Raw genomic sequence first — 25,675 nt, forward strand, 5'->3', positions numbered from 1 at the left:
GGCATTGGGGGTTATGCAAGCGTTGCCTTTACCAGACACTAATAATACATCATACTTAAATCCTGGTAAAAAGAAAACATCATGAGTCAGCACCTTGATCTGTTTCAACAATGGTCAAAAAGACCAGTTGTACAATATAAGAAAACGGCTGCCGGTAAGTTTTGCGTTGTGTAAACCCGCGTATCTTCCAAAGAATAATATGCAACCAACTTGAGCCTGGATACATAGAAACGAGCCATTGAGGAGTTTGCAGCCCGTAACGAATTGCTATTATGGGTTACTTGGCGGAACTATGAAAGCGCCAGCACCGATGGTCGAAAGGAGTTTCAGCGAATGCCAGAGGTCATTAAAAAGAACAAGGAGAAAGTAACCCATATTCTGGTGTATTTGCTCGGTAGGTTTAGTCCGACCAGCGATAGTACTATGCGGCTGTCTAAAGAACTCCGGGAGAAATATGGCGTTACCATCATTGCGGTTACGCAGCCCATTGATACTAGCAATCCGGCGGGTGTTCAATATGAACTATGCCTTTGACCGGCATCATGAAGCTGATCCCCAATCCCACGCCTGAAGCGTATTTCAGAAAGTCATAAAAATAAACAAGGCAGCATTTCTGCTGCCTTGTCCAGTTTCGTCGGGACGACTAGATTCGAACTAGCGACCCCTTGCACCCCATGCAAGTGCGCTACCGGGCTGCGCTACGTCCCGAACCGGTACCACCGCTTTTTCAACGGCGGGATGCAAATGTAACAATAAATTTCATTTTTTAAAATTTTAAAGCACTTATTTTCCGGATCCCTCCGATCAGATTAGCTGAGGCTTATATAATTGACTGTCAGACTGCTACAAGGCGCATTAAATTACAAAGTACATCCGAAGAACAGCAACCACCCTTTTATCGACAAAAGTGCTTCATTAGTTTCACCTGGTCGGATGTCACCCGTGTCTGATCATAGGCCAGATACAGGGTATTCTCAGTTTTCTCCATACCAGCCCAGATTATTTTCAGATCATCGTCCACCATATAGTCTGTCGCTATTGTCAAAGCAGTACAATGCTTAAGCGATTTTAAGATAATATTCATGTCGGGAATTACGCAGTATGGTGTAATGACCGGGCGCTTGTAGAAGTTCTTTTGCCAGAACCTGCGTACGATAGCGAGGTCTGTCGTGTATGCTATCCATGGTTGAGATAACAGCCATGTCTCAGCATTTTCCCATTCCTGTTTGCTGACATAAATATCAAATGCTGTCGTGTCAATGGTCTTATTGCCTGCTATGACAAAAGTCTCCTGTCGCACAGGTTCGAAAGCAAGGCCCTTGAAATCGCTCATTTTAGTTGCCACTACAAAGTCCAGGCTGCCCCTCTGTAACTTGCTGAGTAACTCTTTAGTGCGTCCAAAAGACAAAATAAGGTGAGCATCAATAGTGGTGATCTTTTCAGCTAATACGGACTGGAAATACTCCTGTACACATCCCAGCCGGATGACAGGCAATTGCTTTTTCAGGCAGGCAGCATTGAAACTCGCTTCCACTTTCTCCAGTTTCTCCAGCGGCCCCACTACCTGTGTATAAAACAATTTACCGTAATCGGTAGGCACCAGTTTCGGCTTCCGTTCAAACAATGGCTTTCCAACATTCGCTTCCAGGGAAGACAGGTGCTGGCTCACATTGGGCTGTGATATAAACAAAGCCTTTGCAGCCGCTGTCAGCGATCCTGTTTCATAAACGGCCTTAAATGTTCTATACCATTCTAAGTTCACCATGGCATAAAGCTATAAATATTTTTATAACCACCAATAAATCACATTATTTTATTTATAAATGCACAGTACAGAAATTTGCATTAAAACGATAATAAAATGGAGATTTTACCACAGGTACAGGAGGCTTTGGCCTATATAAAGTCAGTCAGCGTTACTGAGATACAGGACAAGTTACAGGCTGCAAGAATATCCTATGAAAAGTTGGCCCCTCTTGCCGGAGAACCGGAAGCAGTATTTGCAGTGGAGGACAAAACCATCGAATTCCCCGACCGGAACATTAATATCAGGATTTACAGACCGAACGGTGAAAAAGGTTTACCGGCAGTGGTCTTCTTTCATGGCGGCGGCTTCTTCAAAGGAAGCCTTGAGTCGCACGACAGGCCTCTACGGCAGCTTGCCAATTTATCGGGTGTAGTCATTATTTCAGTCGACTACCGGCTTGCTCCGGAATATCAATTCCCTCACGGCGTGAATGACTGTATCGATGCTACTGAATGGATCATCAGTCACGCGGAAGAACTGGGTATAGATGGTCTGTCTGTTGCAGTAGCCGGAGACAGCGCCGGTGGTACCTTAGCCACTGCTGTGGCGGGAAAAGTGAAAAACATCTTATGCCAGGTGCTTATATACCCTGCCACTGATTCCTCCCTTGCTACCAGCTCATGGTCAACATTTGCAGAGGGCCCTATACTGACCTTAAAGAGTGCTGTTGAGTTCTGGAATTATTATACAGAAGATAAAATACAGGCGGCACCGATATTCAACGATGACCTTTCCGGGATGCCCGATACACTCATCATAATAGGAGAATATGACCCTTTGCTCGATGAAGTCACGCAATATGCACAAAAGCTTCGCCAGGCATATGTGGAGGTAACTGAAAGGCTTTATCCCAAAATGCTGCATGGCTTCTTCCAGATGGGTGGTGTTATAGATGAGGGAAGAGAGGCTATTGAAACGGTGGCGAGATATATCAGGTATAAATTGGCACCTTAACTATTCAGTACGGTTGGTAAAATTTGTTTAGACCTTACCGCATTCCCGTAAGGCCTAAACAAACAAAAAGGAGATCAATTTCCTGATCTCCTTTTCTCATACTATCAAAAAATATCTCCTAATTTAATATCCCGTTCATCTCCGTCAAAATAATCGGCTTTCCATCAGTCACTACAATAGTGTGCTCATGCTGCGCCATATATCCGCCTTTATTACCTACCATTGTCCATCCGTCATTTGTCTCTGTTGCATAGGTTGAAGTGGTGGAAATAAATGTCTCAATAGCCACAACAGAATTCTTTCTGAATCGCCTTGTGTCGAATCGATTTTTGTAATTCAGCAATTCGCCTGGCTCCTCGTGTAAACCTCTTCCGATACCATGTCCGCCCAGGTTCTTAATTACTTTAAAGCCTCTCTTCTTAGCTTCTGTTTCCATCAGGTATCCGATATCAGCTATCTTCACTCCTCCCCTGATATTGTTGAGGGCCTTTTGCAATATTTCTTTGGATGCGTCCACCAGTTTTTGATGCTGATGAATATCATTTCCCAGCACAAATGATCCGCCGTTATCAGCCCAAAAGCCGTCTAATTCAGCCGAAACGTCAATATTGATCAGATCACCTTCCTTTAAAATTCTCCTTTCAGAAGGAATACCATGACAAAATTCGTTGTCAACGCTGATACAGGTATATCCGGGAAATCCGTATGTTAAAAAAGGTGCTGACTTTGCTCCCATATCGGACAATATCTTAGCGCCGTATTCATCCAGTTCTTTTGTACTCATACCGGGTTGAGCATAGGTCCGCATGGCTTTCAAGGTAGCTGCAACGGCTTCACTCGCTTTTTGCATCCCCAGCAGTTCAGATTCTTTTGTTATCGACATATATTGTTTTCTATTTTATTGCTACTAATATTTAAAGTCTATTATCGGCGTGCATTTATGCCTGTTGTACTTTCGCGCCATCCTCCAATCTGCATAAACGAAGGTCGAATTGATATGGGCCGGCACTTCTAGCTCTAATGATAAGTTGAATTTCCCTTTCCTTTCTCATTCATACAATATTGTGCATACCGGACAATTGTAATGCTATCAACAAATTTAAATCTTTCGCACAAATATTGTTCTGAAAATAAATAAACGGCAGTTTATTGAGTAATTCGAAGAAGAACACCGGCTGTTCGCACACGATAAAATATTGGAAGTATGAAATAAGTTTACTTACTTTGTATTACAAAGCACTTCTTATGGTGACAAATACAGTAAAATTCAGAAGGGAAATAAAGGCCTGGCTCATCTTTTTTATCGTTGCCCTGCTGCTGAGTGGCATCACCGCCTTCCCTGTAGAAACCGAGCTGCAATGGGTCTGTTCCTGGTGGCCGGAACAATATTCTGCCTTCTATAAATGGCTGTTTACCTGTTACCAGGCAATAAAGAACACTAACGAACAATATCCTTTCCTTGCCTATGGATACGATTGGCTGGCATTTGCTCACATTGTAATTGCTATCGCATTCATCGGCCCTCTCAGGGATCCGGTAAAAAATATCTGGATCATCGAATTCGGATGCATAGCCTGTGTTGCAATTATACCGTTGGCCTTTATAGCAGGGCAGATCAGGCAGATCCCCATTCACTGGCGACTGATCGATTGTTCATTCGGAATTATAGGAATAGTTCCGCTCTTAATATGCCATAGAAAGATAAAACAATTGGAAAAGGCAATCGCTTATAAAGTATTGTGATGAAGACATTTGTGGAAGACACATCAATTGTGAGGAAAATATGGGGTACGACAGATATTACACTTTTCATATTTGCCGGCGCCAGCGCAGAATTTGCATTGAACAAAGAGGTGGATTGGCTGTACTTCACAGGCAAATTGCCCGGCGATCCTATCGGACGTTTGTTTTCTACAGTCAAATACGCCCAGTACATTCTTTTTAAAGCCGAAAAAGAGGCCATTGCTTCGATTGAAAAGATAAACGTCATACACCAGCATATTGAAACAGCACGTGGCAGTAAAATAAGTAACGAAGGTTACCAGGACGTATTATACATGCTGATCTATTATTCTATCACCGCTTTTGAACTGTTGCAAAGAACATTAACCAATGAGGAGAAAGATGACATTGTGAACGCCTTCTCCAGGATCGGTCATTATATGCATATCCATGATATTCCTGCTGATTACAGGGAATGGAAAAAAACATACGAACACCAGCTGACCTGCAGCCTCCGGAACAGCGATTTTACCAAAGATCTCTTTCAGCAATATAAAAAACACTTAGGCACCTTCCGCTATTTCCTGCTGCTCGATATTCAAAGAATGTTGGTATCCAGACAAGTAAACGATCTGCTCAGGCTGGGACGACCACGAATTGTCCAGTTGATGATCCCGTTTTATCGGATGATCCGGAAATGTCAATGGCATAAACAGCTTATACTCATGATGGTGCCGTCTCAATTCAAAGCGCAGGTGAAGGCAATGGACCAGAATAATACGCCCGGACTACCAGGTATTACAACAGTTTAGCTTATAGTTTAATTTGCTAATACACAATCATGTGAACACATTTTTCTCTTTTTGCGTAGTCATACAGGTATATACCAATTGCGCCTGATTTCCCCTTACATGATGGCAGGAACTTCGATTGAGATTCGATTGAAACGGCTTTGAGAAGGCTTTATCTTACGTTCATCTTCCGTTCAAGACGTAAGATGAACGTAAGATAAAGCCTTCTCAAAGCCTATTGTCAGGTCCTGAAATAGGTTTACACCTTAAAAAGTGTAAAACATGCAAAATTCAAACAATCAGAACAAAGGTGGACGCAAGGGACGCCTGGGACCACAGTTCCAATATGAGCAGTCGTTCATGAACAAAGTCGTAGCCGATTACATGGCCGGAGACCAAAGCATGAGCCAGGTCGCAGCTCGTTATAAGATCACTAAACCACAAATAGCTTATTGGTACTCTCTTTTTTCTTCCGAACTTAGGCAAACGACTTTGGAAAAACCCATAATATCTACGGCCATGACAGAACAGGAAAAAAAGGAGTTTGATGCTTTAAGAAAGCAAAATGAAGAACTCCGTAAAAAGCTGGAACATGCCAATTTAAAGGCATTTGCTTTTCAGACAATGATCGAAGTTGCTGAAGAACAATTTAATATTGAGATCCAAAAAAAGCCTGGTACCAAGCCGTCTGCAGAGTAAAAGAACATTATCCGGACAAGGATTTGGGTAATGTTTGCGGACTGTTTGGTAAAAGCAGACAAGCTTTTTATAAGCGGAAAAACAGCGATCATCAATTTGGCCTGGAAATGGCCATCGTTCTTGACAAAGCGGAGCAAATCAGAGCTTCACAAAAGCGACTGGGCGCCAGAAAACTTCATAGAATGCTTTCACAAACTCTTCAACATCATAAAATTAAATTAGGCAGGGATCGATTTTTCAATCTGTTGGCTGAAAATGGAATGCTTGTCCGTAAAAGAAAACGTAAGAAAATACGGACTACCGATTCTAATCATCCCTTCAAAAAATATCCTAATCTGATTAAAGAGCTGAAGCTTAGTCAGGCTAACCAGGTGTGGGTTAGTGATATTACTTACCTTCCTTTGGTAGGCTCCCGGTTCTGTTATTTGAGCCTGATAACTGATGCTTATTCAAGAAAAATCGTCGGTTATTGCTTACATCCATCACTGGAGGCCGAAGGGCCTATTGAGGCCTTAAAAATGGCTTTATCGGATATAAAGAATCCCATCAAATATAGCCTGATTCACCACTCTGACAGAGGGTCACAATATTGTAGTAAAAACTACATAGAATTACTTAATGATAGTCACGTCGGCATTAGTATGGCCGAGAAGGGCAACCCGTATGAAAATGCCATTGCTGAGCGAGTAAATGGAATATTAAAGTTAGAATTTGGCCTGGACCGGTTATTTAAAAACTATGAAGCCGCGGCTGCTATAGTAGCAGAGACTATCCGCATCTACAATGAACAAAGGCCTCATACAAGCTGCGACTATCTGACTCCGAATCAGGCACATACAAAACAAGGGGAATTAGTAAGGAGATGGCGAACCAAGAAAAAAGATGGTCCAAAATCAGGATTAACAGCAGATACTGTCAACCTGATCCAGGACTAAAATCTAAAGAAAACAACCTTTTTAGGATTATCTTTTAATATTGTAAAATTCAAACGGATTATCTCACCAAAAGTGTAAACCTATACCAGGATAAGACATATTGTAACGAATCTCAATCGAATAAGACGTAAAGCATCTTAGCTTCCCGGCCAACATCCCATGCCCAACCCGGAGCTACTTAGCGTTTATAACAAGCCAATGCTCATCGCGCCAAAACGGTGGCAAAACTTCCTGTACGCACAGAAAAACGACGAATCAGGCTTTGGATTCGGTAGAGGTATAGTCGAGGTAGCCTCATCTTCCCTTAATCTTCCGTTGCGGAACGGAAGATTAAGGGAAGATGAGGCTACCTCGACTATACCTCCACTATACCTCAAAGGAAATATTCGTCAACGAACACACTAAAATGCGTATTTCCCGTATATGTTTTTCTTCCTTTTCGTCTTAACTTTGTTATGTGATCAGAAAAATATGGCCGGTAAACACTTACATGCTTATTGCTGTCTGATCGCCGTATTTTAAGAAAAATCCGCGTTATCAACGCGTCAAAATAAATGTGTATTTCGTTACTGAGACAGGCGCGATAGCCCCTGTGTTACTGAGCGGAATCACTGAGGATATTTGTTTAGGGCAGGTGTTTTTATTCGCTACATCCGATAAGGTTGATCCTGGATGCCTATAGATGTTCATTCATCCCTGAAATTCTCAACCACAAAAAGGTCTAATTCCGGATACCTGGCTGCTGCCCTCTCAATAAGGACTTTGACATCATTCCAGTCAAGACCACCCAGGCCAGCACCTATTTTGGGCAATGCAATCTTATCCACTTTAAGTGTTGCGGCAATAGATACCATCTTTTCAATAGCTTCTCCAACAGCCTCTAAATTGGCTCTTGTTGTCCAACTGACCTGTGTTCCCAGATTGAAAACATATCCTTCACCGTAACAATACTCAAAAACACTACCGAGGGTGAATTTACCAGACTTACAAAGCGCCTTGTACTCATTATACATTTTAGGGAATCTCGCTTTGAATTCAACCGCAATACCTTTTCCCATCGCTCCGGCACAGTTACATCCATGCGCATAATTCACAACTCCATTGATCTTAAATATGTTACCAAATTCAATATATCTAACCATTTGCATTTTTTTTGAGCGGCCAAAGATAACATAATCCATAGATTGCATTTAATTGTCCCTACGCAATCGTTATCGGCAACGATTGCGTAAAAAAATTCGCAACCACCTGATCAACCTGTCAATTTATTGCTGAAATTCAACTTACCCCCTCATTACTATCTTTCAATAATTTAAAACCCACATTATGAAAAACAACTCCCTCATGATCTTGCTTTGCCTGGCTATTGCCAGCTGTCAGAAAAACAATTCAGTATCTCCCGACATTGCCGATGAAAAACGCTCTTTATCGACCGGTGTCACAGCAGCCGCCAGCAGTGTAACAGTAAATACAGAATCTGCGCTGAAAGCAGCTATCAGTGCTGCAAAGCCAGGCGACATTATCACTATCAGCGGAACGATTAAACTTACGAGTACCCTACAGTTGCTTAACAGCGGTACCTCCAGTGCCAAGATCAATTTCACCGGTGGTGTATTAGACTGTTCGGGTATCTCTTCCGGCTGGGGCGTAAAATGTAACGGAAGCTATTGGAACATTACTAACATGACCATTAAGAATGCACCGGATTGCGGTCTCGTATTCCAGTATGGCGGTTACAACTATGTATATAATGTGACCACTTCCGGCAATCATGATTCCGGTTTGCAGATCTATAACCAGTCGCACCACAATAACATCAGTTATTGCAACTCCAATGACAACTATGACACGCAGAATGGCGGTGAAAATGCAGACGGCTTTGCCTGTAAATTGTCGGCCGGAGCAGGTAACCGCTTCGACCACTGTACGGCCAACCACAATTCGGACGACGGTTGGGACCTGTATGGGCAACCTTCTACAGTGACCATCACCAATTGCACTGCCACGAACAACGGGTATGGCGGCAACGGAGATGGTAATGGCTTTAAGCTTGGCAGTTCGGGGCAGAACATACCACATACTGTTACAGGCTGCACATCCAGCTATAATAAGGCTTCAGGTTATGATGGGAACGGGAACACCGGTCACATTACCACTACCGGCAGCTCAGGTACCGGCAATGGGAAAGCGCTGTTTTACAGGATATATTAAAGATTGATATGGGGCGGTCAATTTCCGTCCTGACTTCCCGGAGAATAGCTTTTTAGCTGCTAATCCATCTTGAGCAGTGATAACGCCCATGATAATCGATTTGCATCCGGTTAAGGTAGACATAACAAAAGGCCATTATTGTTCTAATGACCTTTTGTTATATCAGTTAAAATATAAGCTTAAAGAAAGTTTTCGGAAAGCATCCTTATTTAGCACTTCCCTGATAAGTAAATTTCTGTCCGCCAAGGGCAGCCTCAAGCATTAAACCGCCTTTCTCCTGTGTAAAGACGAGTACACCATCACGGTACTTAACATTGGCAGCAGCACCCTCTTTGGCAGCGATCGCTGAGGCCTGTCCTGAAAATTCGAGCTTGTTGTCTTTAAAGTGATCCAGTGCGGCCTTGTCTTCAAAGAAGATCACTTCTCTATACGCCTGTCCACCAAACTGGAAACCTGCAGTGACCTGTACCATTTTTGCCAGGCCAATGAATTTTCCTTTTTCATAAACGGCTCCCCTGCCGGCAGCTCCACCAACACCTGCAGCACCTTTACCTACATTGGGGAAAATGACATATCCGTAACTATGGTCAAAAAGAGCATCCATTAGTTTGTCTGTCTGAACAAAGGCAGCTTTCGCCTTTCTGCTGTCATCAATAATCCTTTGTTTTTCCTGCCCTCTAACCATCAACGGAAGTAATGAGCCTGCTAGCAAAATAACGGCAAGGCCAATCAGATACTTTTTCATGGCAATAACTTTTGGTTAGAAAATTATAACCGGGCACGGCAAATCATTTCATGTGACTAACCAGGCACGGTCTGTCCTCATAATGCAAGTAATATGCCATCGCCAACAATAACCACAACGACGATATCTTCAGGTAGAAAGTTTATTTAATATTAGCAGATGTTTAGCACCAGCTGTGTCTCAAAAACACTTATATTCGTTACGATAATTTTATAACCCAGACACAAAAAGAACCATTATCTATGAGAAAGTTGTTCCCTGTTGCATTAATGCTATGCGCTATCTTTTCTTTATCCAGTTTTGCACCTGTACGTTCTGACGCTCCTGCGATCGAAAAGACTGCACGCAGGTATTCTTTTCCGATCTCCGGTACTACCGATGGTACACCCGGAGCCGGCCAGCCTGCCGGTACCATTGCCTACGAAATAAATGGCAGTGGAACTATCCCGTCTTCCATCACCTTCAGAACCTTGTCCGGTACTTCATTGGGAACTTATCCTTTTAGCCTGAGCTCTCCCGGAAACTACCTGGCTGGCGGCATGAAAACACAAACGTCGATTACAGCGGTGTATTTTCACATCAGCAACGCATGCGGCACCGGATATTGCGTAGAGTTCATTGGCGGAATTTGATAGCTAAGTAACGCTTAACGTCGTACAATTCTTTCAATATGGCAAAGAGAGCCTGTATCAAAATTGAAGATACAGGCTCTTTTTATTCGGGTACCTGATTAAGGCGGATGTCGTTCTGCTTTCCGCTTCCACCCGGATTACAAATACAATAACATAAGCACCCGCGTTAGCCCCGTCTGAGCAATATCAGTTATTGAAATCCTCAGAATCAGTCTTTGTCCTGCTCTTCATCACCTTTTTCAAATCGTATCTGTTCTAGGTTTGCATCATCAAGAAACCAAATCACAATTATGAAAAAGGTACTTTTATTCAACATCTTATGCTGCCTCAGTTTATTAGGCTTTGCTCAACAGAAAGGAGAATGGCGTGCACGCCTGAGAGCTACCGCTGTAGTTCCTGATGCCAGTGCTACGATCAGCACTATAGGCGGAAGCGTTGATATCTCTAATACAGTGATCCCCGAGCTGGACTTCACCTATTTCCTTTTTAACCGCGTATCTGCTAATCTCATACTGGGAACGACCAGGCATAAAGTAACGGCTAAGGGCACTGCTCTTGGTGATGTGGACCTAGGAAAAGTATGGCTGCTGCCTCCTACCCTGACCTTTCTCTATCACCAGCCTGTAGGCAAAGGAATATTGCCGTATGCCGGTGCAGGCGTCAACTACACGATATTCTACGGTGCGAAAGAAGGCCCTGCCATTGCAGATATCTCTTACAAAAATAAATTCGGCTTTGCCACCCAGCTGGGGGTTGATATAGATATCAGCAAAAAATGGTTTATTAACGTAGATGCAAAGAAGATCTGGCTGAAAACAGAAAACACTGTCACCACAGTTCCAGAAGTAGCCGGAGGCGCAACCGTATATGCAGATACGAAGATCAATCCCTGGCTATTCAGTGTAGGTGCGGGATTTAAGTTTTGATAAAGGAGATACCAGGACAGGAGTTTTCCTGTAACATTTCAAACATGATGGCATATAAAGCGAGGCAATATCATCGTATGATACTGCCTCGTTTCATTCAGATACTTATAAAGTTTGCCAATATCGAAGCGCCCCTAAGGTGCTTATTTTGCTTTTCGGGTCCTCCTCTCTTCTAGAGACACACATATGCAGAAACTTATTGCTGCACTTCTGCTACCAATTTCAAGTTTCGTAGACTATACAATAATATCTTATACACATCAGCCTTATCATACTTCCCATTATTGTTGCTATCAAAATGCCCCGTAATTAGGATATTTCCTGTTTTATTATTGATCACCCAATCACGCGCAAAAAAATTATCATCGGTCAACTGTACAACATCCTTCCCATCCGGAGAAACTACAAGAATCTGAGTGGGATCGTCCCAGTCAATATGCTTGTTGTTATCAAGATTTACGGTTTTCGCCGTTACGAGCACCTTGTTAATCTGTAAACTATCTATTTTGATCTGCTCAACGTGATGCAGACTTGCGTCTTTAGGAAAATCAACCCGTTTCATCTGACCATTTTCGGTATTAACGAACAGGAGATACTGACTCTTAACTGCAAGCATTTTTCCCCAGTTTTCAACTTTTGACACCACGTATTCAGTCCCTTTAAGTTCCATCAGTCTGCCCGAATAAAGGTAATTATATTTATCCTGTCCATAGGCAGAAACTGTTAGTATTGAGAGAAATAGGATAACAATATGTTTCATTTTATAGTCTTTATGTTTGTGATCGGGTACTGTTCAGATGCCCAATAGGCCTCTAAAACTTGGCATTGGCCTTCAGGTGGATATTCTTCTTTTCAGTTTGCTTCTGTATGCTTTTGTATATCCTGTTTGTAAACGAGCTATCTACGCTCGCAGCTTCGCGGCTTTTCAGATCTTTCTCTATATACTCCTGCCGCTGTTTGGTGAATTTGACCAGTTCCCTGTTGAGGCTATCTCTCTCAGCTATTTTTTGCTCAAGGAATACCTTCCGCTGTGCAGCTGTCATGTTTTTAATAAGATCAGGCAATTCCTCTTCTTTTATAGAATCAAGGCTTACTGATTTGTCTTTATAACTCTCCAGCAGTTCTTTCTGACCATAGTATGCAACTTTACCCGCTTTGGTTGAATTATACTCTGCCCTTTGCGCCTTTACGTTCGCTTTGGTTCCACTGGCAATTATTTTGCTGTTGGATACTTTTTCATATGCAGCTGACTTTTCTTTTGCACTGCCATAATAAATCCTGGTATTATCCAACTTGTCTGACAGATCGGCAATCGCCTCATCATACGGGGTGTTCACTTCTATATCATTGGCATCCATCCCTACCTGTGCATAGCTACCCTGGTTGCATGCCGCTATCTCCTTCCATATACGCATTGCCTTACTGTCGTTCCCCATCAGGATCGTATTTAATACAATGTCCCTTTTTTTAGCCAGCCCACAACTTACCGGGTATTTTATATCGTCCTGGTAATCCATATGCGGAGCACGATCCCCCACCAGGAATACTGTTTTATACGTATTGTAAGCGGTATCCCAGCTAAATTTTGTCACTGCCTCATACAGGGCCTGGTTCACGCTCTCCGGCTCATCTCCCCCACCTTCTGCCGCTATCTGCATCAGTTTTGCATATACGTCGTCTATGTCGCTGGATAAAGCGACCTTCCTGGTGACAAATACATCTCCTTTGTCGCGGTAAAACAATAATCCCATCTCAATTACGGGCGCCGGTTCAGCCTGCGCAAGACTGCCCGCAATAGACCATATCTTCTCCTTTGCAGCGCCTATCAGGCCACTCATGCTGCCCGTGGCATCTAAAGCGAATACTATCTGGATTTTAGCCTGAGTGGTATTGCGTTTATCCTGCACCTTATCCAAAGCAGTATCCGCCGGCACTGTTATAGATCGCCGGTCTGTAATACTGTTTTTCTGCGTGTAAGGATTAAAGTTACTGGTAAACAATGAGGCTCCAACAATTGTCAGAATAGGAAAGAGAATTCTCTGGCTCATGAAAAGTTGATTTTAGGTGATACCTAACAGGATTCCCTGAAAATCAGATTTCCATAAATGCAGTTGTTAAGAATATCTTAAAAGAAAAAACAGCTTGATTTTCATGCAATTGCTGAATTGAAGAAATACATCTTTTTGTGGATACAAGATCAAACTTTAACGCTGTTCTTATTCTTTCCGGAACACACCTTCCAGGTTCAGTATCCTGATATTCCTGAAATCTATCGGTTGTCCTTCACTCTGCAGGGCAATAAATCCGCTACTCAGCAATTTCCCGTCCTGCTTCTGCGTAGCGTCAAATCCGTTCACCACTGGTCCGCCTATTTGTGGTTTCGAATACCTCAATACCGTGTCGCCGTTGATAATATGTGTGATCAGCGAATCTCCCAGCACGATCAGTTCTGCCTGTATCCACTCGTCCTTACCATAGGTCTTTGAACTGGAGTTTATACAATGCCGGGTATCCAGTTTTCCTTCATATACGATATGTGTACCGGGAGAGCACATATTACCCGTAGGTCTGGGTTTTCCGTCGTCCAGCCCCGCCAGGAACTGCATTTCGATAGAAATAGGCCAATCCTGCTCTTTGGGCATAGTACGGGGATCCTGCGAATGATACATCAATCCGCTGTTAAGCATCGTATAAGAAGGCGCTGTTTTCACCCATTCTCCCGTAAAACGGTACTCCAGTTTCAGATGGTAATAAGAAAAGGGAACTTTATAATACAAGTGTCCAAACTGCTCATTAAAATTACCGTATTGATCATAGCGCACCTGTATAGTACTGTCCTGCACCCGGAAGGTATTACCAAAATTATCACCGGTTTCATGATGGTGGATCTTTACGATCCAGTCATTAATATCTTTACCATTAAATAACGGCGTCCATTGCTCCTGCGCCCGGGCAACATACTGAAAGATGACAGCCGGCAGCAGGAAAGCCAGCATTCGTAATGTGTTTATCATAACGGAAAATAAGTGCTAAACCTAAATATAAACAGAAATTATTGCTTTTTCATTTCTCTTTGGTAACCCACCGCTCAGGTATCCTGTCATCGATTAATATTCCGGTCGGGTAACACCGCCAACGTTGTGACATAATACACCAGGGAAATCACCATTAAATTAAATATGGACAGTTGCCGGAACTCCCGTACCTTTGATCCAACTTTTCTCCCTATAACCAGCTCTTAGCACCAAACATCCCATCTTATTTAAACCCCGTTTTACAACAGCGCTTTGCAGAAATTATCAGATCAACCTATAAATTTTTGCGATGAAAAAGAACTATTACCTGCTGCTGCTCCTGCTGCTCTGTAGCGTAAGCCCCATAGCGGCCCAAAAACGGTTTATACGGATTTACGACCAACAGGGGCAATTGATTGCCAAAGGCGATTTCACGGCCACCACAGACACCTCCATCATACTTCAGGGTCATAAGACACAGACTGAGGTTCCCCTGAGAGACATCGGCACCATCAAAACCAAAAGAACATTTGGTCATGCCATCGCTATAGCAGCAACTATTGGCGTAGTATCGGGTGCTATTCTTGGCCTGGCAACAGGACAAGCCAGTGAGGATGTATGGGGAGGATTGGGGTACGAGAGCTCTCCCGGCGATGACATTGCTACAGGTGCATTAAGCGGTCTTGCGATCGGCGCTACCGTGGGTACCATTATCTCCGTGAGCCAGAAAAGAAAAACAATCATTATAAATGGGAATATGACTGACTGGCAGCTGAAAAGGAAAGTCCTGGACAATTGGCGCTGACGAGGATCTGCCGGTGACGGACATTCAATACAAGTCACGGAATTCACCATTCAGACTGTCCCACGTTTATTTCTTCAACTCATACACATTATTACTTCTGTCTACATCCGGATAAACCTGGTCGGGATCAATAACAACCCTGGAAACAGTCTCATTCCTGTCAGCCGCAAAGGTATAAGCCGTATTATACTGCCATATCTCTATGGGAAAAGACCTCCGCTCGTGTATGCCATTCACGTACGTAATGTCTACCAAAAGAGGCATGGCCGCCCTTTCAATATTCTCGATAGTCACCATGGTCTTGTTCCCGCCACTATTCTCAACTTTAGCGATCTTCTGGTCCAGCCTGAAGTTCTCCATAAACATGGACTTCCAGAACCAGGTCAGGTCTTCCCCTACTGAAGCGTTCATACTTCTGAAAAAGTCCCATGGCGTAGGGTGTTTATATGCCCAGTCGTTGATATATTTCCCGAAAGCTGCGTCAAAACGTTTGACGCCAACAATTTCATTACGCAGCAAGGCCAGCAGATATGCTACTTTCTGGTACTGGACATTATACACCTGGTTACCGGGAGTTATGTCAGGCCTGCTTAAAATAGGTAATAATGAATCGGCAAAAAGAGCTGTAACAGGCATGTCAATCTCCGCATATCCCCTGAACTCACCTTTGTTAAACTCCTTTGTTGCGATATTATCTATAAAGAGGTTGAACCCTTCGTCCATCCAGGCATATTTTCGCTCATTACTGCCGACTACCATAGGGAACCAGGTATGCCCCAATTCATGATTTACAACGGCCCAGTAGATGTTACCTGTGTCTCTCGCGGAGCAGAACACGATACCGGGATATTCCATACCATCCAGGTTGGATGCAACATTGACCGCCTTATTGAATGGATATGTAAACCATTTTTCTGAAAAGTGCTGCAGGGTGAATTTAATGTACTCGCCAGACCTTGCCCAGCTATTCGGCTTGTCTGATTCCAGGGGGTACAAAGAACTACCCATTACTTTTTTCCCGTTTCCCAGGCTGAATGAGGACGCTTCCCATATAAATGATTTAGATGCTGTCCATGCGAAATCCCTGGTGCGGTCCATCTTAAACTTCCAGGTACATGTTGGTTTCGCTGGCCGGGAAGAAGCTTCCGCCACCTCTTTTGCCGATCTGATAAACACAGGGTCTGAACCAGCTTTGGCAGCCTGCCACCGTTTGAGTTGAACAGGCGTCAACACTTCCTCAGGATTCAACAGATCGCCGGAGGCCTCTACAAGGTAGGATGAAGGCAGGGTGATATTCACCTGGAAATTACCGAAGTCAAGATAGAACTCACCGTTGCCAAGATATGGTAGGGTATTCCAGCCTTCTGCATCATCTAAGACACACATCCGCGGATACCACTGCGCTACAGCATAAATATCACCATTCTTCGAGGGCATAATATCCGTTCTGTTCACCTGGAAATCCGCATTCTTATAATTGACCGGGAAGAGATAACTGTATTGTATCCGGAAAGTTAACTGCTGACCTTTTTGCAGCGGTTGTGACAGCGACAACTTCATTCTTGTATCGTAAACATCATAGGTAATACTGCCTGCAGAAGCGCCGGCGGGTTTTACATCTTCAATCTGAAATCCACCATCGGCTACTTTTTTTTCAGCATCCTTATACTGAAATAACCCCGACAGGATCCCCCTGGAATCATGTTTGTAGACATTCTGGTCCAGCTGCAGCCACAAAGAAGAAAGCGCCTTCGGACTATTGTTCGTGTAAGTAATCGTTGCCGTCCCTTTAATAACATTTTTATGGTCATCCAACGTTACATCCAATACATAATCAGATTGGTTCTGCCAATAGGCGGGCCCTGGTTCTCCGGTGGCTGTGCGGTACTCATTGCCCGGCGGCAGTAAGGGGAGTGCGGGGAATAATGTAGCCGGATGATACCTGGATTGACTACGTGATATGTGACCGGTAAAAACGAGGATAGTGATGGCGGCAATTTTTGCAAAACGCTTATACATGTTGTAATCAGGTTATGAATATTATCGGAAAACAAGCATTCAGCCTCTCTTCTATACGGAAAGCAGTTCATCATCTCATTGTTCACCTGCCAGCGCATTTCAATGACAGCCCGGACGGCGGAATCCTGATCCGGGGACGTTCAATCCGGGTAAACTACAATATTTTTTTTCACCGGCAAAGCCCCATCCATCGCTTCACCCAATGAAAAAAACGGCATCCTGACATCGTTCACACAGGTAAATAAAAATTCGGCCATTAAATTAATATAATTTAACTTTATTACTCATTATCTACCTAGTAATTACCCCTCCTCTCTACCTATTTTTTAATTTTAAAAAACCAAAATCGATGAAGCAGTTAAGATTCTCATGTATGCTCGTTTATGCAACTGTGATAGGTTTACTGACCTCCTGTGGTGGCGGGGGCAAAGAGAAAACCAACACAGACACCACCGCAATGGACACCACTACGCCAACCGCTGAAGTGGCACCTGTAACCAATACTGTTGTTACAACCCCCCAAAGTATGATGGTTGCAAAATTCAAGGTCAGCAGTTTCGAAAAATGGCTGCCCTCCTATGAAGGGCATGATTCCGCACGCCTGGCCAGTAAAATACATAACTATGTAGTGGGCCGTGGCGTACAGGATCCGAACATGGTACTGGTGGCGGTAAAAGTGGAGGATATGGACAAAGCAAAAGCATTTAGCAAAGACGCCAGCCTGAAAGAAGCCATGAAAAAGGGCGGTGTTATGGGCACCCCGACCTTTAATTATATTACCATGGTATATCAGGACACAGCACAGCTGAGTACAGACCTCCGGTCCAGTGCTATGTTTAAAGTGAAAGACTGGGATGCCTGGCAGAAAGCATTCGAAGAAGGCAAACAGGATAGATTAGATAATGGTTTAATGGTAAGGGCCTACGGTCACGATGTAGACGATAACCACAAAGTAGTGGTGGTAGCCGCATTAACAGACAGCGCCAAGGCACATGCCTACTGGAAATCAGATATGCTCAAAAAGAAAATGAAAGATTCAGGGGTGGAAGGTGAACCTGAACGTTTCCTGTTCCGTGTAGTAAAGCGTTACTGACAACAACACGCCCACATAGATCAGCAGTCGCTAACCCGGTTGCGGGGTAAGCTACCCACTGTAAGGTGTTTTGCATAATAAAACAAAAAATACTAAAGCCTCACTGTCAGCAGGAGGCTTTAGTATTCATCTTATCCCTTTTAATGCTCCCTGTCCCTTTCTTCCGGAACAGTACTTCACGCTCACTGTTCTGATCCCGGCGGCGGTGTTATTCCCCGGCCAGCGTTCTTTTTCGGGCGAATGCCTACATACTCGCAAAACTCTTCACTTTCCCATCAGGTACTATCTTCGTCATCCAGGCGGCACCTATCTCGAATATACCCACAATCAGGTGCGGCAACCATACAACATCGGCGCCGCAATCAGCAGTATAGCCACGATGTAGTCAAGATACCCGTGCGCCTTTGTTCCGATAATTTTCATAATAATGATATTTCTCTATGCGGGAACAGAAGTTATGCCAGGAAGCCATTTAAGCGCTTCAACCAGGCTGCGGGGAAAGAAGTGTTGACAAACATACATGCTAGGTGTAATTAATGCCTTATCCGGCTGCCAATCGCATATCCACCTGCGTATTGTTCACCCATGGTATGTAATTGGCTACTATTCCATGTATTCTGATGTTTTATGAGCAAATTTCCACTCCTCTTTCTGCTGGCATGCATCTGCACGCTGGCCAGCTGTAATACCTGGAAGCCGGGGAAATCCGGCCAGCATAAACTTGCGCAAAAGACCTTTGTAATACTGGGTGCATCAAGCGGTTTTGGACGCGGTGTTGCAGAGCAGTTGGGAAGGTATAGGGCACGTGTTGTTATTGCTGCAAGACGAACAGATCTGCTACATGAAATAGCGGATACTATCCGGAAATATGGAGGGTCTGCCCTGGTTGTGACTTGCGACATCTCAAAACCGGAAGATATAAAGCACCTCGCTGATACAGCTGTTAAAACATATGGCAAGATAGACGTCTGGATCAATATGGCAGGCATTGCTACCATCGGGAAATTTTGGGACACGCCTCCCGCCGACCAGGTGAGGGTTATTGACGTTAATCTCAATGGCTTTGTTAACGCGAGCTATGCAGCTATAGACATCTTCCGCAAACAGGGTTATGGCACGCTGATCAACATGGGCTCTGTCGACAGCGAGGTGCCATTAGCCTACCAGGCCGCCTACGCAGCGTCAAAGGCGGGGGTGAGAAGCCTAAGCCTCGCACTCAGCCAGGAGCTGCGTATTGCAGGATATACACGCATAAAAGTAGTCACTATCGAGCCCTGGGCAGCCGATACTCCTTTCTGGCGACATTCGGCCAACTATACCGGCGGCACTCCCTCGATGGCATTACTGGACCCACCACAAAAGATCGTGAACGCAGTACTCCGTAAGTCGCTTCGTCCCCGCCGGGAAGTGCCCGTGGGCTGGAAAGCACACAGCATATCAATGTTACATCGCCATTTCCCCAGGCTTACAGAGCGGATCTCTGCCAACGTGGCCCACCACTACCAGATAAAGGCCGGCCCGCCGGTACCGGATACTGTAGGTGCTATTTATCACCCGATGCCAACGGGAAGAGGTATTGATGACGGTGTACGGGCAAGGGAAAAGAAGGAGAAAAGACAACGGAAGGGGCAAAAGTAAATGTATTCTTCTGGTATAGGGTTATTACTGATGGTATGAGAAAAGTGTCTTCGTTGTTATCGCATAATACTGAATAAGAAAGGGGCTGTATATAGCCCTTTTTTATTCGGATACCTGATTGAGATTGTCAGGCATATAGGCGATTTCCTGCGCCTGCTTTTATTTTTGGGTCTTCCTTTTCTATATTTCAGCTTGTACAGGTCATTAAATCATTCACCATTACCGCCGTAGCCAGCACCTTATCGCCACCACTATGAAAGTACAGGACAGTTAAAAACGGCCATTCTTTATATTTAGCCCTCAGATTATTAACCAAAATTTCGCGTTATGCAAAAACTGGTGCTTTTGTGCCTTATCTTCTTTAACTTTTTTGCCGGCGCCCTGGGCCAAACCCAGGTAAACAGCCTGCTCTGCGAAAACCGCATTAATCCGACCGGTATCGACGTATCTCAGCCCCTGCTTAGCTGGCAGTTATCGGGTAACCGGAGGAATATCCACCAGTCAGCATACGAACTACGTGTCGGTACCTCCTCAAAATCGCTCAGCCAGGGTAAAGGACTGGTATGGAACAGCGGTAAGGTAAGCGCCGATCAATCCGTTCACGTACCATACGGAGGCAATCCTCTTTCTTCCGGTAAAAAGTATTACTGGCAGGTCAGGGTATGGGACGATAAGGGACAGGCTTCGGGATGGAGCCCCGTAGCGGAATGGCAAATGGGATTGCTGCAGCCGGGCGACTGGAAAGCCAGCTGGATAGAACCGGGGTTCATACAGGATAGCGTTTCACGTCCCAGTCCCCTGTTCCGTAAAACATTCCAGGCCTCCAAAAAAATACAGTCTGCCACAGCCTATATCACCGCCCGGGGTATGTATGAGGCGCGTATTAATGGTCAGCGCGTTGGAGATGCCCTTCTCACTCCCGGCTGGACCAGCTACCGGACAAGGTTACAATACCAGCAGTATGACGTAAGCAACCTGCTTCGCCAGGGCGCCAACGCAATTGGCGTAACATTGGGCGTTGGCTGGTACAGCGGTCACCTGGTATGGGAAAACAGTAAGAATCACTATGGCGCCAGAACAGCACTGCTGTTCCAGTTAAACATCCAATATACTGATGGTACGGAAGAAGTGATCAGCTCCGACAACAGCTGGAAATCGTCCACCGGCAGTATCCTCTATTCTGAGATCTACCATGGAGAGACCATCGATGCCAGGAAGGAAAAGGAAGGCTGGTCTGATCCCGGTTATGACGACCATACCTGGTCAGGGGTTCAGCTAAGCGGCGATAATAATAAAAGTAACCTGATCGCTACCATAAATGAACCGGTAAAAAGGCATGAGCCATTCAAACCGATAAAGATATTTACTACCCCGGCCGGCGAGAAAGTGATGGACTTCGGACAGAACCTGGTGGGATGGGTACAGGTAAGGATCAGGGGTAATGCGGGCGACAGCATCGTGCTTCAACATGCAGAAGTGCTGGATAAGAACGGGAACTTCTACACTGAAAACCTCCGTCTGGCCAGGCAAAAAAACACTTACATCTTCAAAGGGAACGGTACCGAGCTTTTTGAGCCCCACTTCACGTTCCAGGGTTTCCGTTATGTTAAGGTAACAGGCTTTAACGGTGAAATAAGCCCGGACAATTTTACCGCTTACGCGCTCTATTCCGATATGCCTGCCACCGGCGAATTCAGTTGCTCCAATCAGCTGATCAACCAGTTGCAGCACAATATTCAATGGGGCCAGCGCGGGAACTTCCTCGATGTTCCAACAGACTGCCCGCAACGTGACGAACGACTTGGCTGGACCGCCGATGCCCAGGCCTTCTCCCGGACAGCAGCATACAATCGCCAGGTGAATAATTTCTTCGCCAAATGGCTGAAAGATGTAGCGGCCGACCAGCGTGCCGACGGCAGCGTTCCTTTCGTTGTTCCGAATGTACTGGGACCATCCGACATGGGCTCCGCCGGCTGGGCCGACGCGGCTACTATCGTTCCCTGGAATATGTACCTGGCCTACGCCGACAGGCGATTGCTGGAACAGCAATATCCCAGCATGAAAGCATGGGTGGAATATATTCGTGGTAAAAGTCAGCAGGACCTCTGGAATTCCGGCTTCCACTTCGGCGACTGGCTGTTCTATCATCCCGATGATGACCTGGACGGACGCGCTGCCGTTACTGATAAATATCTTATTACACAATGCTACTATGCCCATTCCACACAGTTGCTCATCAATGCAGCACAGGTATTGGGTAAAACGGCTGATGTGGCCGAATATACTGCCCTGCTGCAACGTATCAAGGCGGCGTTCATGAAGGAATACGTTACCCCCAGCGGACGCCTGGTATCCAGCACCCAGACAGCTTACGTGCTGGCATTGAACTTTGATATGTTACCGGAAGATCTGCGGGAGCAGGCTGCCCTCCGCCTGGTAGAAAATGTCAAAAGCTATAATAACCACCTTACAACAGGCTTCCTGGGCACGCCCTATTTATGCCATGTTTTAAGCCGTTTCGGGCATCTGGATGTAGCCTATACCCTGCTACTGCAAGAGAGTTATCCTTCCTGGTTATACCCCGTTAAAATGGGCGCTACAACCATCTGGGAAAGATGGGATGGACAAAAGCCGGATCACACCTTTGAAAATGCCAGTATGAACTCGTTCAATCACTATGCTTATGGCGCTATCGGCGACTGGATGTACAGGGTGATCACCGGCATTGATACAAAAGAAGATGCACCAGGCTACCGCCAGATCATTATCCGCCCACGTCCCGGTGGCTCGCTTACGCAGGCAAGCGGTACCCTGCAGACTTATTATGGACAGATTAAATCGTCCTGGCAGTTGCAGAACGGACAGTTTATACTCGATGTGGAGGTACCGGCAAATACAACTGCGACTGTTTATGTGCCGGTAAAAAATGGTGGTACCGTAATGGAGAACGGGAAAGCTGTCAGCGAACTGAAAGATATAAAACTCCTGAATAATGATAAAGACCAGGCCTTGTTTGAAATAGGGTCAGGTAAATACCATTTTACAACGGCGCTGTAAGCCGGTATTAAAAACAAGTGGCCCCGCAATTGTCGTACAATTGCGGGGCCACTTGTTTTTCAATCCTTGTTGCATTCCTGATACCAGGAATTTCAGCTTTCATCGCTGCCGCCATTGCCGGCGGAACAACGGCTGCTTCAATATCAGTTACCCTGGCTGTAAGCCGGTACCCGCATGCTTATTGAACCGGTCATAACTCAGCTCGTCCTGTACCCATAAAAAAATAAGCAGGCTGCAGGATGGCACACAGGCCTTACCGATTGGCGCAGGTTTTGATTTCCTATACATATGGAAAATAATATCACAGGCAAAGTCATCGTAATAACAGGCGCCTCCAGCGGCGCGGGCCGTGCTATTGCCCTTCATCTCGCACAGGATGGTGCATTTCTTGTACTGGCATCGAGGAACGAGACTGTGCTGGAAGAACTTGCCACAGAATGCAGGGACTTAGGTACAAAGGCGCTGGTTGTACCCACAGACGTCACCGACCATTCATCTGTCTGGCAGCTGGCACGCACTGCCTACGACTGGAAAGGCAGGATCGATGTATGGGTCAACAATGCAGGCGTGCTTGCTGCCGGCACTTTTGAGAAAATGCCCTGGGAAAACCACCAGCGGGTGATCGCTACCAACCTGCTCGGTTATATGAGCGGCGCACATGCCGTACTTCCCTACTTCAAATACCAGCAAAGAGGCATTCTCATCAACAATATCTCTATTGGCGGTTTCCTGCCAGTTCCATTTGGTGGCGCCTATAGTGCCAGTAAATTCGCTTTAAGGGGCTTTTTTGAAGCATTAAAGGCCGAGTTGACCGACTGGCCCCATATTCATGTAGTTGACCTGTTTTCCGCCTTTCTGGACACACCAGGCATACACCACGCCAGCAACTATACTGGTAAGGTGTTAAAGTCTGCGCCCCCGGTATACGACCCGATGATAATAGCCCAGGCTGCCAAAGCGGCTATCCTGCATCCGAAATCTACGAAGTACCCGGGAGCGGCCTCCCTGTTATTCAAACTCGGCCATGCCATTGCCCCGGAACTGACGGTGAAGCTGGCCGGCCGGCTCATGAAGATGTACCTCAGAAAGGCGGAAAGCGCCTCTTCTACTGACGGTAACCTCTTCAATACGGTAAATTTCGCTATGAGTACGAATGGCAACACAAAGCCACGTATTAAACCCGGTACCAAACGCCTGTTAAAAGCATGGGCGCTGCTCGCCGGAGCCGGGTTTGCCGTATATTTGATAGCAGGAAGAAAAAATAAACGACATGCCAGATAAATACCCCGTACATGCAGTTATAACCGGTATCTTCTCAGCAACACCGGACGAGGCTTTCAGCGCATTTCTCGATACCCGGCAGATCGGGCAGTTTATGTTCGGCCCCTGCGTCAGGGACGAAGAGATCGTTAGTCTTATCAACGAGCCTGTTGTCGGAGGTAAATTCACCTATTCGGTACGCAGGCAGGGCAACCAATTTGACCATATCGGTGAATTCCTTGCCATAGACAGGCCACGTCATATGGCATTCACCTGGTCAGTGAAACAAGACCCCGGCGGCAAACAGTCGAGGGTACTGATCGACATTGCCCCGATCCTGGAGGGATGCGAGTTGACATTAACACATCAGATGCCTCCCGGATCGGAGGATTTTATCGAGCAATCCAAACAGGCATGGGGTAAAATGCTGGATGTATTGACTGAAGTACTGGCTTAAATCCCTTGCAGATACATCAGCGGATTTTCAACTGTGGCAATGAGTCACAGCTGTATCCATATGCCTGAAGAACCGCTTTATCTGCACATGCTGATGAGGCATTCCCGGGCAGGCTGCCGGCGCCAGTCGTCAGAACGGATGATGCCGCATACCTCCATCCACTACTGCTACCGACCCCGTTACATACTTTGCCCTGGGCGATACAAGAAATACCGCCATATTCGCCAGATCCTCCGGCTCACCAAAATCACCCAGTGGAATCTCCCTGCTTGCAAACTCCCTCCTTTCGCCGCCTGGAAAAAAACGACGGATATTGTTTGTATCGATAAGTCCCGGCTGCAGACAATTGATCCTGATACCATACTTACCCAACTGCCCCGCAAGCTGCTTGGACCATACCACTACAGCCGCTTTTGCAACAGCCGAACCATTCACCGAGCGTAATTCGTAGGTACTGATCACATTCAGGATGGCCCCCTGCCTGCGTGCCATAAAATGAGGCAAAAACTGTTGTGTCAGTTGCCGGTGACGGTCGAAATCCAACGTCATCGCAGCTTCCCAATCCTCCTCTGCCCCCACTACTTCCATTGGTGCGCTACGCCCGGTGTTATTGACAAGAATGTCTATATGACCCAGTGCCGACAGCGCCGCTGTGGCAATGTTTTGCGGGGCATCCGCTGCCACAAAATCCTGCACGAAAATGACAGGCTCCGCTCCTCCCGCAGCTACTATTTCATCTCTTAAACTGCCCAGCAGGTCTTCATTCCTTGCGGTGGCAAAAACCTTCACGCCCTCTATGGCCAATTCCTTTGCTATGGCGCGCCCAATGCCCTGGCTTGCGCCGCTTACTACCGCTGTTTTCCCATTTAAATACAAGTCCATATCGAAAAATTTCGATCAAATATATTCA

Annotated in this window: 25 protein-coding genes and 1 tRNA gene; 15 read left to right on the forward strand and 11 right to left on the reverse strand. The window is 45.4% G+C overall.

Annotated elements, in window-relative coordinates:
* Positions 1–264: 264 nt before the first annotated feature.
* Positions 265–534 carry a recombinase family protein gene (locus MYF79_RS32525; RefSeq protein ID WP_410688327.1) on the forward strand — a complete coding sequence of 90 codons (270 nt, stop codon included), beginning with the start codon at positions 265–267 and terminating at the stop codon, positions 532–534.
* A 100-nt stretch (positions 535–634) separates the two neighbouring features.
* Here the strand turns inward: MYF79_RS32525 and MYF79_RS21985 are convergent.
* Together MYF79_RS21985 and MYF79_RS21990 are read right to left on the reverse strand one after the other, a co-directional pair.
* A tRNA-Pro gene (locus MYF79_RS21985) sits at positions 635–708 on the reverse strand.
* Positions 709–895: 187 nt separating this feature from the next.
* On the reverse strand, positions 896–1,765 hold the full coding sequence (locus tag MYF79_RS21990; RefSeq protein WP_247809991.1) for a LysR family transcriptional regulator: 870 nt from the start codon (positions 1,763–1,765) through the stop codon (positions 896–898).
* Between the two features lie 96 nt (positions 1,766–1,861).
* Here MYF79_RS21990 and MYF79_RS21995 point away from each other — a divergent pair, with 96 nt between their 5' ends.
* A complete protein-coding gene (locus MYF79_RS21995) occupies positions 1,862–2,761 on the forward strand; it encodes an alpha/beta hydrolase (protein WP_247809992.1) in 900 nt (299 codons plus the stop codon).
* Between the two features lie 118 nt (positions 2,762–2,879).
* Here the strand turns inward: MYF79_RS21995 and map are convergent, their stop codons facing one another.
* Positions 2,880–3,644 carry a type I methionyl aminopeptidase gene (gene map / locus MYF79_RS22000; protein WP_247809993.1) on the reverse strand — a complete coding sequence of 255 codons (765 nt, stop codon included), beginning with the start codon at positions 3,642–3,644 and terminating at the stop codon, positions 2,880–2,882.
* A 362-nt stretch (positions 3,645–4,006) separates the two neighbouring features.
* Between map and MYF79_RS22005 the strand changes: the two genes are divergently transcribed.
* From MYF79_RS22005 to MYF79_RS22020, 4 genes are all read left to right on the forward strand, one after another.
* On the forward strand, positions 4,007–4,504 hold the full coding sequence (locus MYF79_RS22005; protein WP_247809994.1) for a hypothetical protein: 498 nt from the start codon (positions 4,007–4,009) through the stop codon (positions 4,502–4,504).
* The gene (locus tag MYF79_RS22010) at positions 4,504–5,295 is read left to right on the forward strand and encodes an oxygenase MpaB family protein (protein WP_247809995.1); all 792 of its coding nucleotides are present in this window, start codon (positions 4,504–4,506) and stop codon (positions 5,293–5,295) included. Before MYF79_RS22005 ends, MYF79_RS22010 begins: the two co-directional genes overlap by 1 nt.
* A 261-nt stretch (positions 5,296–5,556) precedes the next feature.
* Entirely contained in the window at positions 5,557–5,973 is a 417-nt protein-coding gene (locus tag MYF79_RS22015) for a hypothetical protein (RefSeq protein WP_247809347.1), read from the forward strand.
* 23 nt (positions 5,974–5,996) lie between these two features.
* Complete coding sequence (locus tag MYF79_RS22020) at positions 5,997–6,908, forward strand: IS3 family transposase (RefSeq protein WP_247809346.1); 912 nt, start codon at positions 5,997–5,999, stop codon at positions 6,906–6,908.
* Between the two features lie 686 nt (positions 6,909–7,594).
* On the opposite strand, the gene MYF79_RS22025 is transcribed toward MYF79_RS22020, so the two are convergent.
* Positions 7,595–8,089 (reverse strand): macro domain-containing protein, encoded by a 495-nt coding sequence (locus MYF79_RS22025; RefSeq protein WP_247809996.1) that lies wholly within the window; start codon positions 8,087–8,089, stop codon positions 7,595–7,597.
* Between the two features lie 145 nt (positions 8,090–8,234).
* Between MYF79_RS22025 and MYF79_RS22030 the strand changes: the two genes are divergently transcribed.
* Positions 8,235–9,119, forward strand: coding sequence for a right-handed parallel beta-helix repeat-containing protein (locus MYF79_RS22030; RefSeq protein ID WP_247809997.1), 885 nt, complete (start codon positions 8,235–8,237; stop codon positions 9,117–9,119).
* A 205-nt stretch (positions 9,120–9,324) separates the two neighbouring features.
* Here the strand turns inward: MYF79_RS22030 and MYF79_RS22035 are convergent, their stop codons facing one another.
* Entirely contained in the window at positions 9,325–9,864 is a 540-nt protein-coding gene (locus MYF79_RS22035) for a YSC84-related protein (protein ID WP_199655329.1), read from the reverse strand.
* A gap of 242 nt (positions 9,865–10,106) precedes the next feature.
* Here MYF79_RS22035 and MYF79_RS22040 point away from each other — a divergent pair, with 242 nt between their 5' ends.
* Positions 10,107–10,496: a hypothetical protein gene (locus tag MYF79_RS22040; RefSeq protein WP_247809998.1), complete on the forward strand. Its 390-nt coding sequence runs from the start codon at positions 10,107–10,109 to the stop codon at positions 10,494–10,496.
* 290 nt (positions 10,497–10,786) lie between these two features.
* Positions 10,787–11,422 (forward strand): OmpW/AlkL family protein, encoded by a 636-nt coding sequence (locus MYF79_RS22045; RefSeq protein WP_199655331.1) that lies wholly within the window; start codon positions 10,787–10,789, stop codon positions 11,420–11,422.
* A gap of 196 nt (positions 11,423–11,618) precedes the next feature.
* On the opposite strand, the gene MYF79_RS22050 is transcribed toward MYF79_RS22045, so the two are convergent.
* From MYF79_RS22050 to MYF79_RS22060, 3 genes are all read right to left on the reverse strand, one after another.
* Positions 11,619–12,182 carry a hypothetical protein gene (locus tag MYF79_RS22050; protein WP_247809999.1) on the reverse strand — a complete coding sequence of 188 codons (564 nt, stop codon included), beginning with the start codon at positions 12,180–12,182 and terminating at the stop codon, positions 11,619–11,621.
* A 52-nt stretch (positions 12,183–12,234) separates the two neighbouring features.
* Positions 12,235–13,470 (reverse strand): vWA domain-containing protein, encoded by a 1,236-nt coding sequence (locus MYF79_RS22055; protein ID WP_247810000.1) that lies wholly within the window; start codon positions 13,468–13,470, stop codon positions 12,235–12,237.
* Positions 13,471–13,638: 168 nt separating this feature from the next.
* Entirely contained in the window at positions 13,639–14,436 is a 798-nt protein-coding gene (locus tag MYF79_RS22060) for a DUF1080 domain-containing protein (RefSeq protein ID WP_247810001.1), read from the reverse strand.
* A gap of 310 nt (positions 14,437–14,746) precedes the next feature.
* On the opposite strand from MYF79_RS22060, the gene MYF79_RS22065 reads away from it, so the two are divergent.
* Complete coding sequence (locus MYF79_RS22065) at positions 14,747–15,241, forward strand: hypothetical protein (RefSeq protein WP_247810002.1); 495 nt, start codon at positions 14,747–14,749, stop codon at positions 15,239–15,241.
* A 66-nt stretch (positions 15,242–15,307) separates the two neighbouring features.
* On the opposite strand, the gene MYF79_RS22070 is transcribed toward MYF79_RS22065, so the two are convergent.
* Complete coding sequence (locus MYF79_RS22070; RefSeq protein WP_247810003.1) at positions 15,308–17,260, reverse strand: M1 family metallopeptidase; 1,953 nt, start codon at positions 17,258–17,260, stop codon at positions 15,308–15,310.
* 349 nt (positions 17,261–17,609) lie between these two features.
* Between MYF79_RS22070 and MYF79_RS22075 the strand changes: the two genes are divergently transcribed.
* From MYF79_RS22075 to MYF79_RS22085, 3 genes are all read left to right on the forward strand, one after another.
* Positions 17,610–18,353 carry a hypothetical protein gene (locus MYF79_RS22075; RefSeq protein ID WP_247810004.1) on the forward strand — a complete coding sequence of 248 codons (744 nt, stop codon included), beginning with the start codon at positions 17,610–17,612 and terminating at the stop codon, positions 18,351–18,353.
* A gap of 627 nt (positions 18,354–18,980) precedes the next feature.
* Positions 18,981–19,991 (forward strand): SDR family NAD(P)-dependent oxidoreductase, encoded by a 1,011-nt coding sequence (locus MYF79_RS22080; RefSeq protein WP_247810005.1) that lies wholly within the window; start codon positions 18,981–18,983, stop codon positions 19,989–19,991.
* A gap of 327 nt (positions 19,992–20,318) precedes the next feature.
* On the forward strand, positions 20,319–23,048 hold the full coding sequence (locus tag MYF79_RS22085) for a glycoside hydrolase family 78 protein (RefSeq protein WP_247810006.1): 2,730 nt from the start codon (positions 20,319–20,321) through the stop codon (positions 23,046–23,048).
* 147 nt (positions 23,049–23,195) lie between these two features.
* Here the strand turns inward: MYF79_RS22085 and MYF79_RS22090 are convergent, their stop codons facing one another.
* On the reverse strand, positions 23,196–23,336 hold the full coding sequence (locus tag MYF79_RS22090; RefSeq protein ID WP_247810007.1) for a hypothetical protein: 141 nt from the start codon (positions 23,334–23,336) through the stop codon (positions 23,196–23,198).
* Between MYF79_RS22090 and MYF79_RS22095 the strand changes: the two genes are divergently transcribed.
* Positions 23,337–24,329 carry an SDR family oxidoreductase gene (locus MYF79_RS22095; protein WP_247810008.1) on the forward strand — a complete coding sequence of 331 codons (993 nt, stop codon included), beginning with the start codon at positions 23,337–23,339 and terminating at the stop codon, positions 24,327–24,329.
* Positions 24,319–24,765 carry an SRPBCC domain-containing protein gene (locus MYF79_RS22100; protein WP_247810009.1) on the forward strand — a complete coding sequence of 149 codons (447 nt, stop codon included), beginning with the start codon at positions 24,319–24,321 and terminating at the stop codon, positions 24,763–24,765. Before MYF79_RS22095 ends, MYF79_RS22100 begins: the two co-directional genes overlap by 11 nt.
* Before the next feature lie 129 nt (positions 24,766–24,894).
* Here MYF79_RS22100 and MYF79_RS22105 read toward each other — a convergent pair whose 3' ends face one another.
* Positions 24,895–25,647, reverse strand: a complete 753-nt coding sequence (locus tag MYF79_RS22105; RefSeq protein WP_247810010.1) for an SDR family NAD(P)-dependent oxidoreductase — start codon at positions 25,645–25,647, stop codon at positions 24,895–24,897.
* Between the last annotated feature and the right edge of the window lie 28 nt (positions 25,648–25,675).

This window comes from Chitinophaga filiformis, from assembly GCF_023100805.1.
GTDB classification, from domain to species: Bacteria; Bacteroidota; Bacteroidia; order Chitinophagales; family Chitinophagaceae; genus Chitinophaga; species Chitinophaga filiformis_B.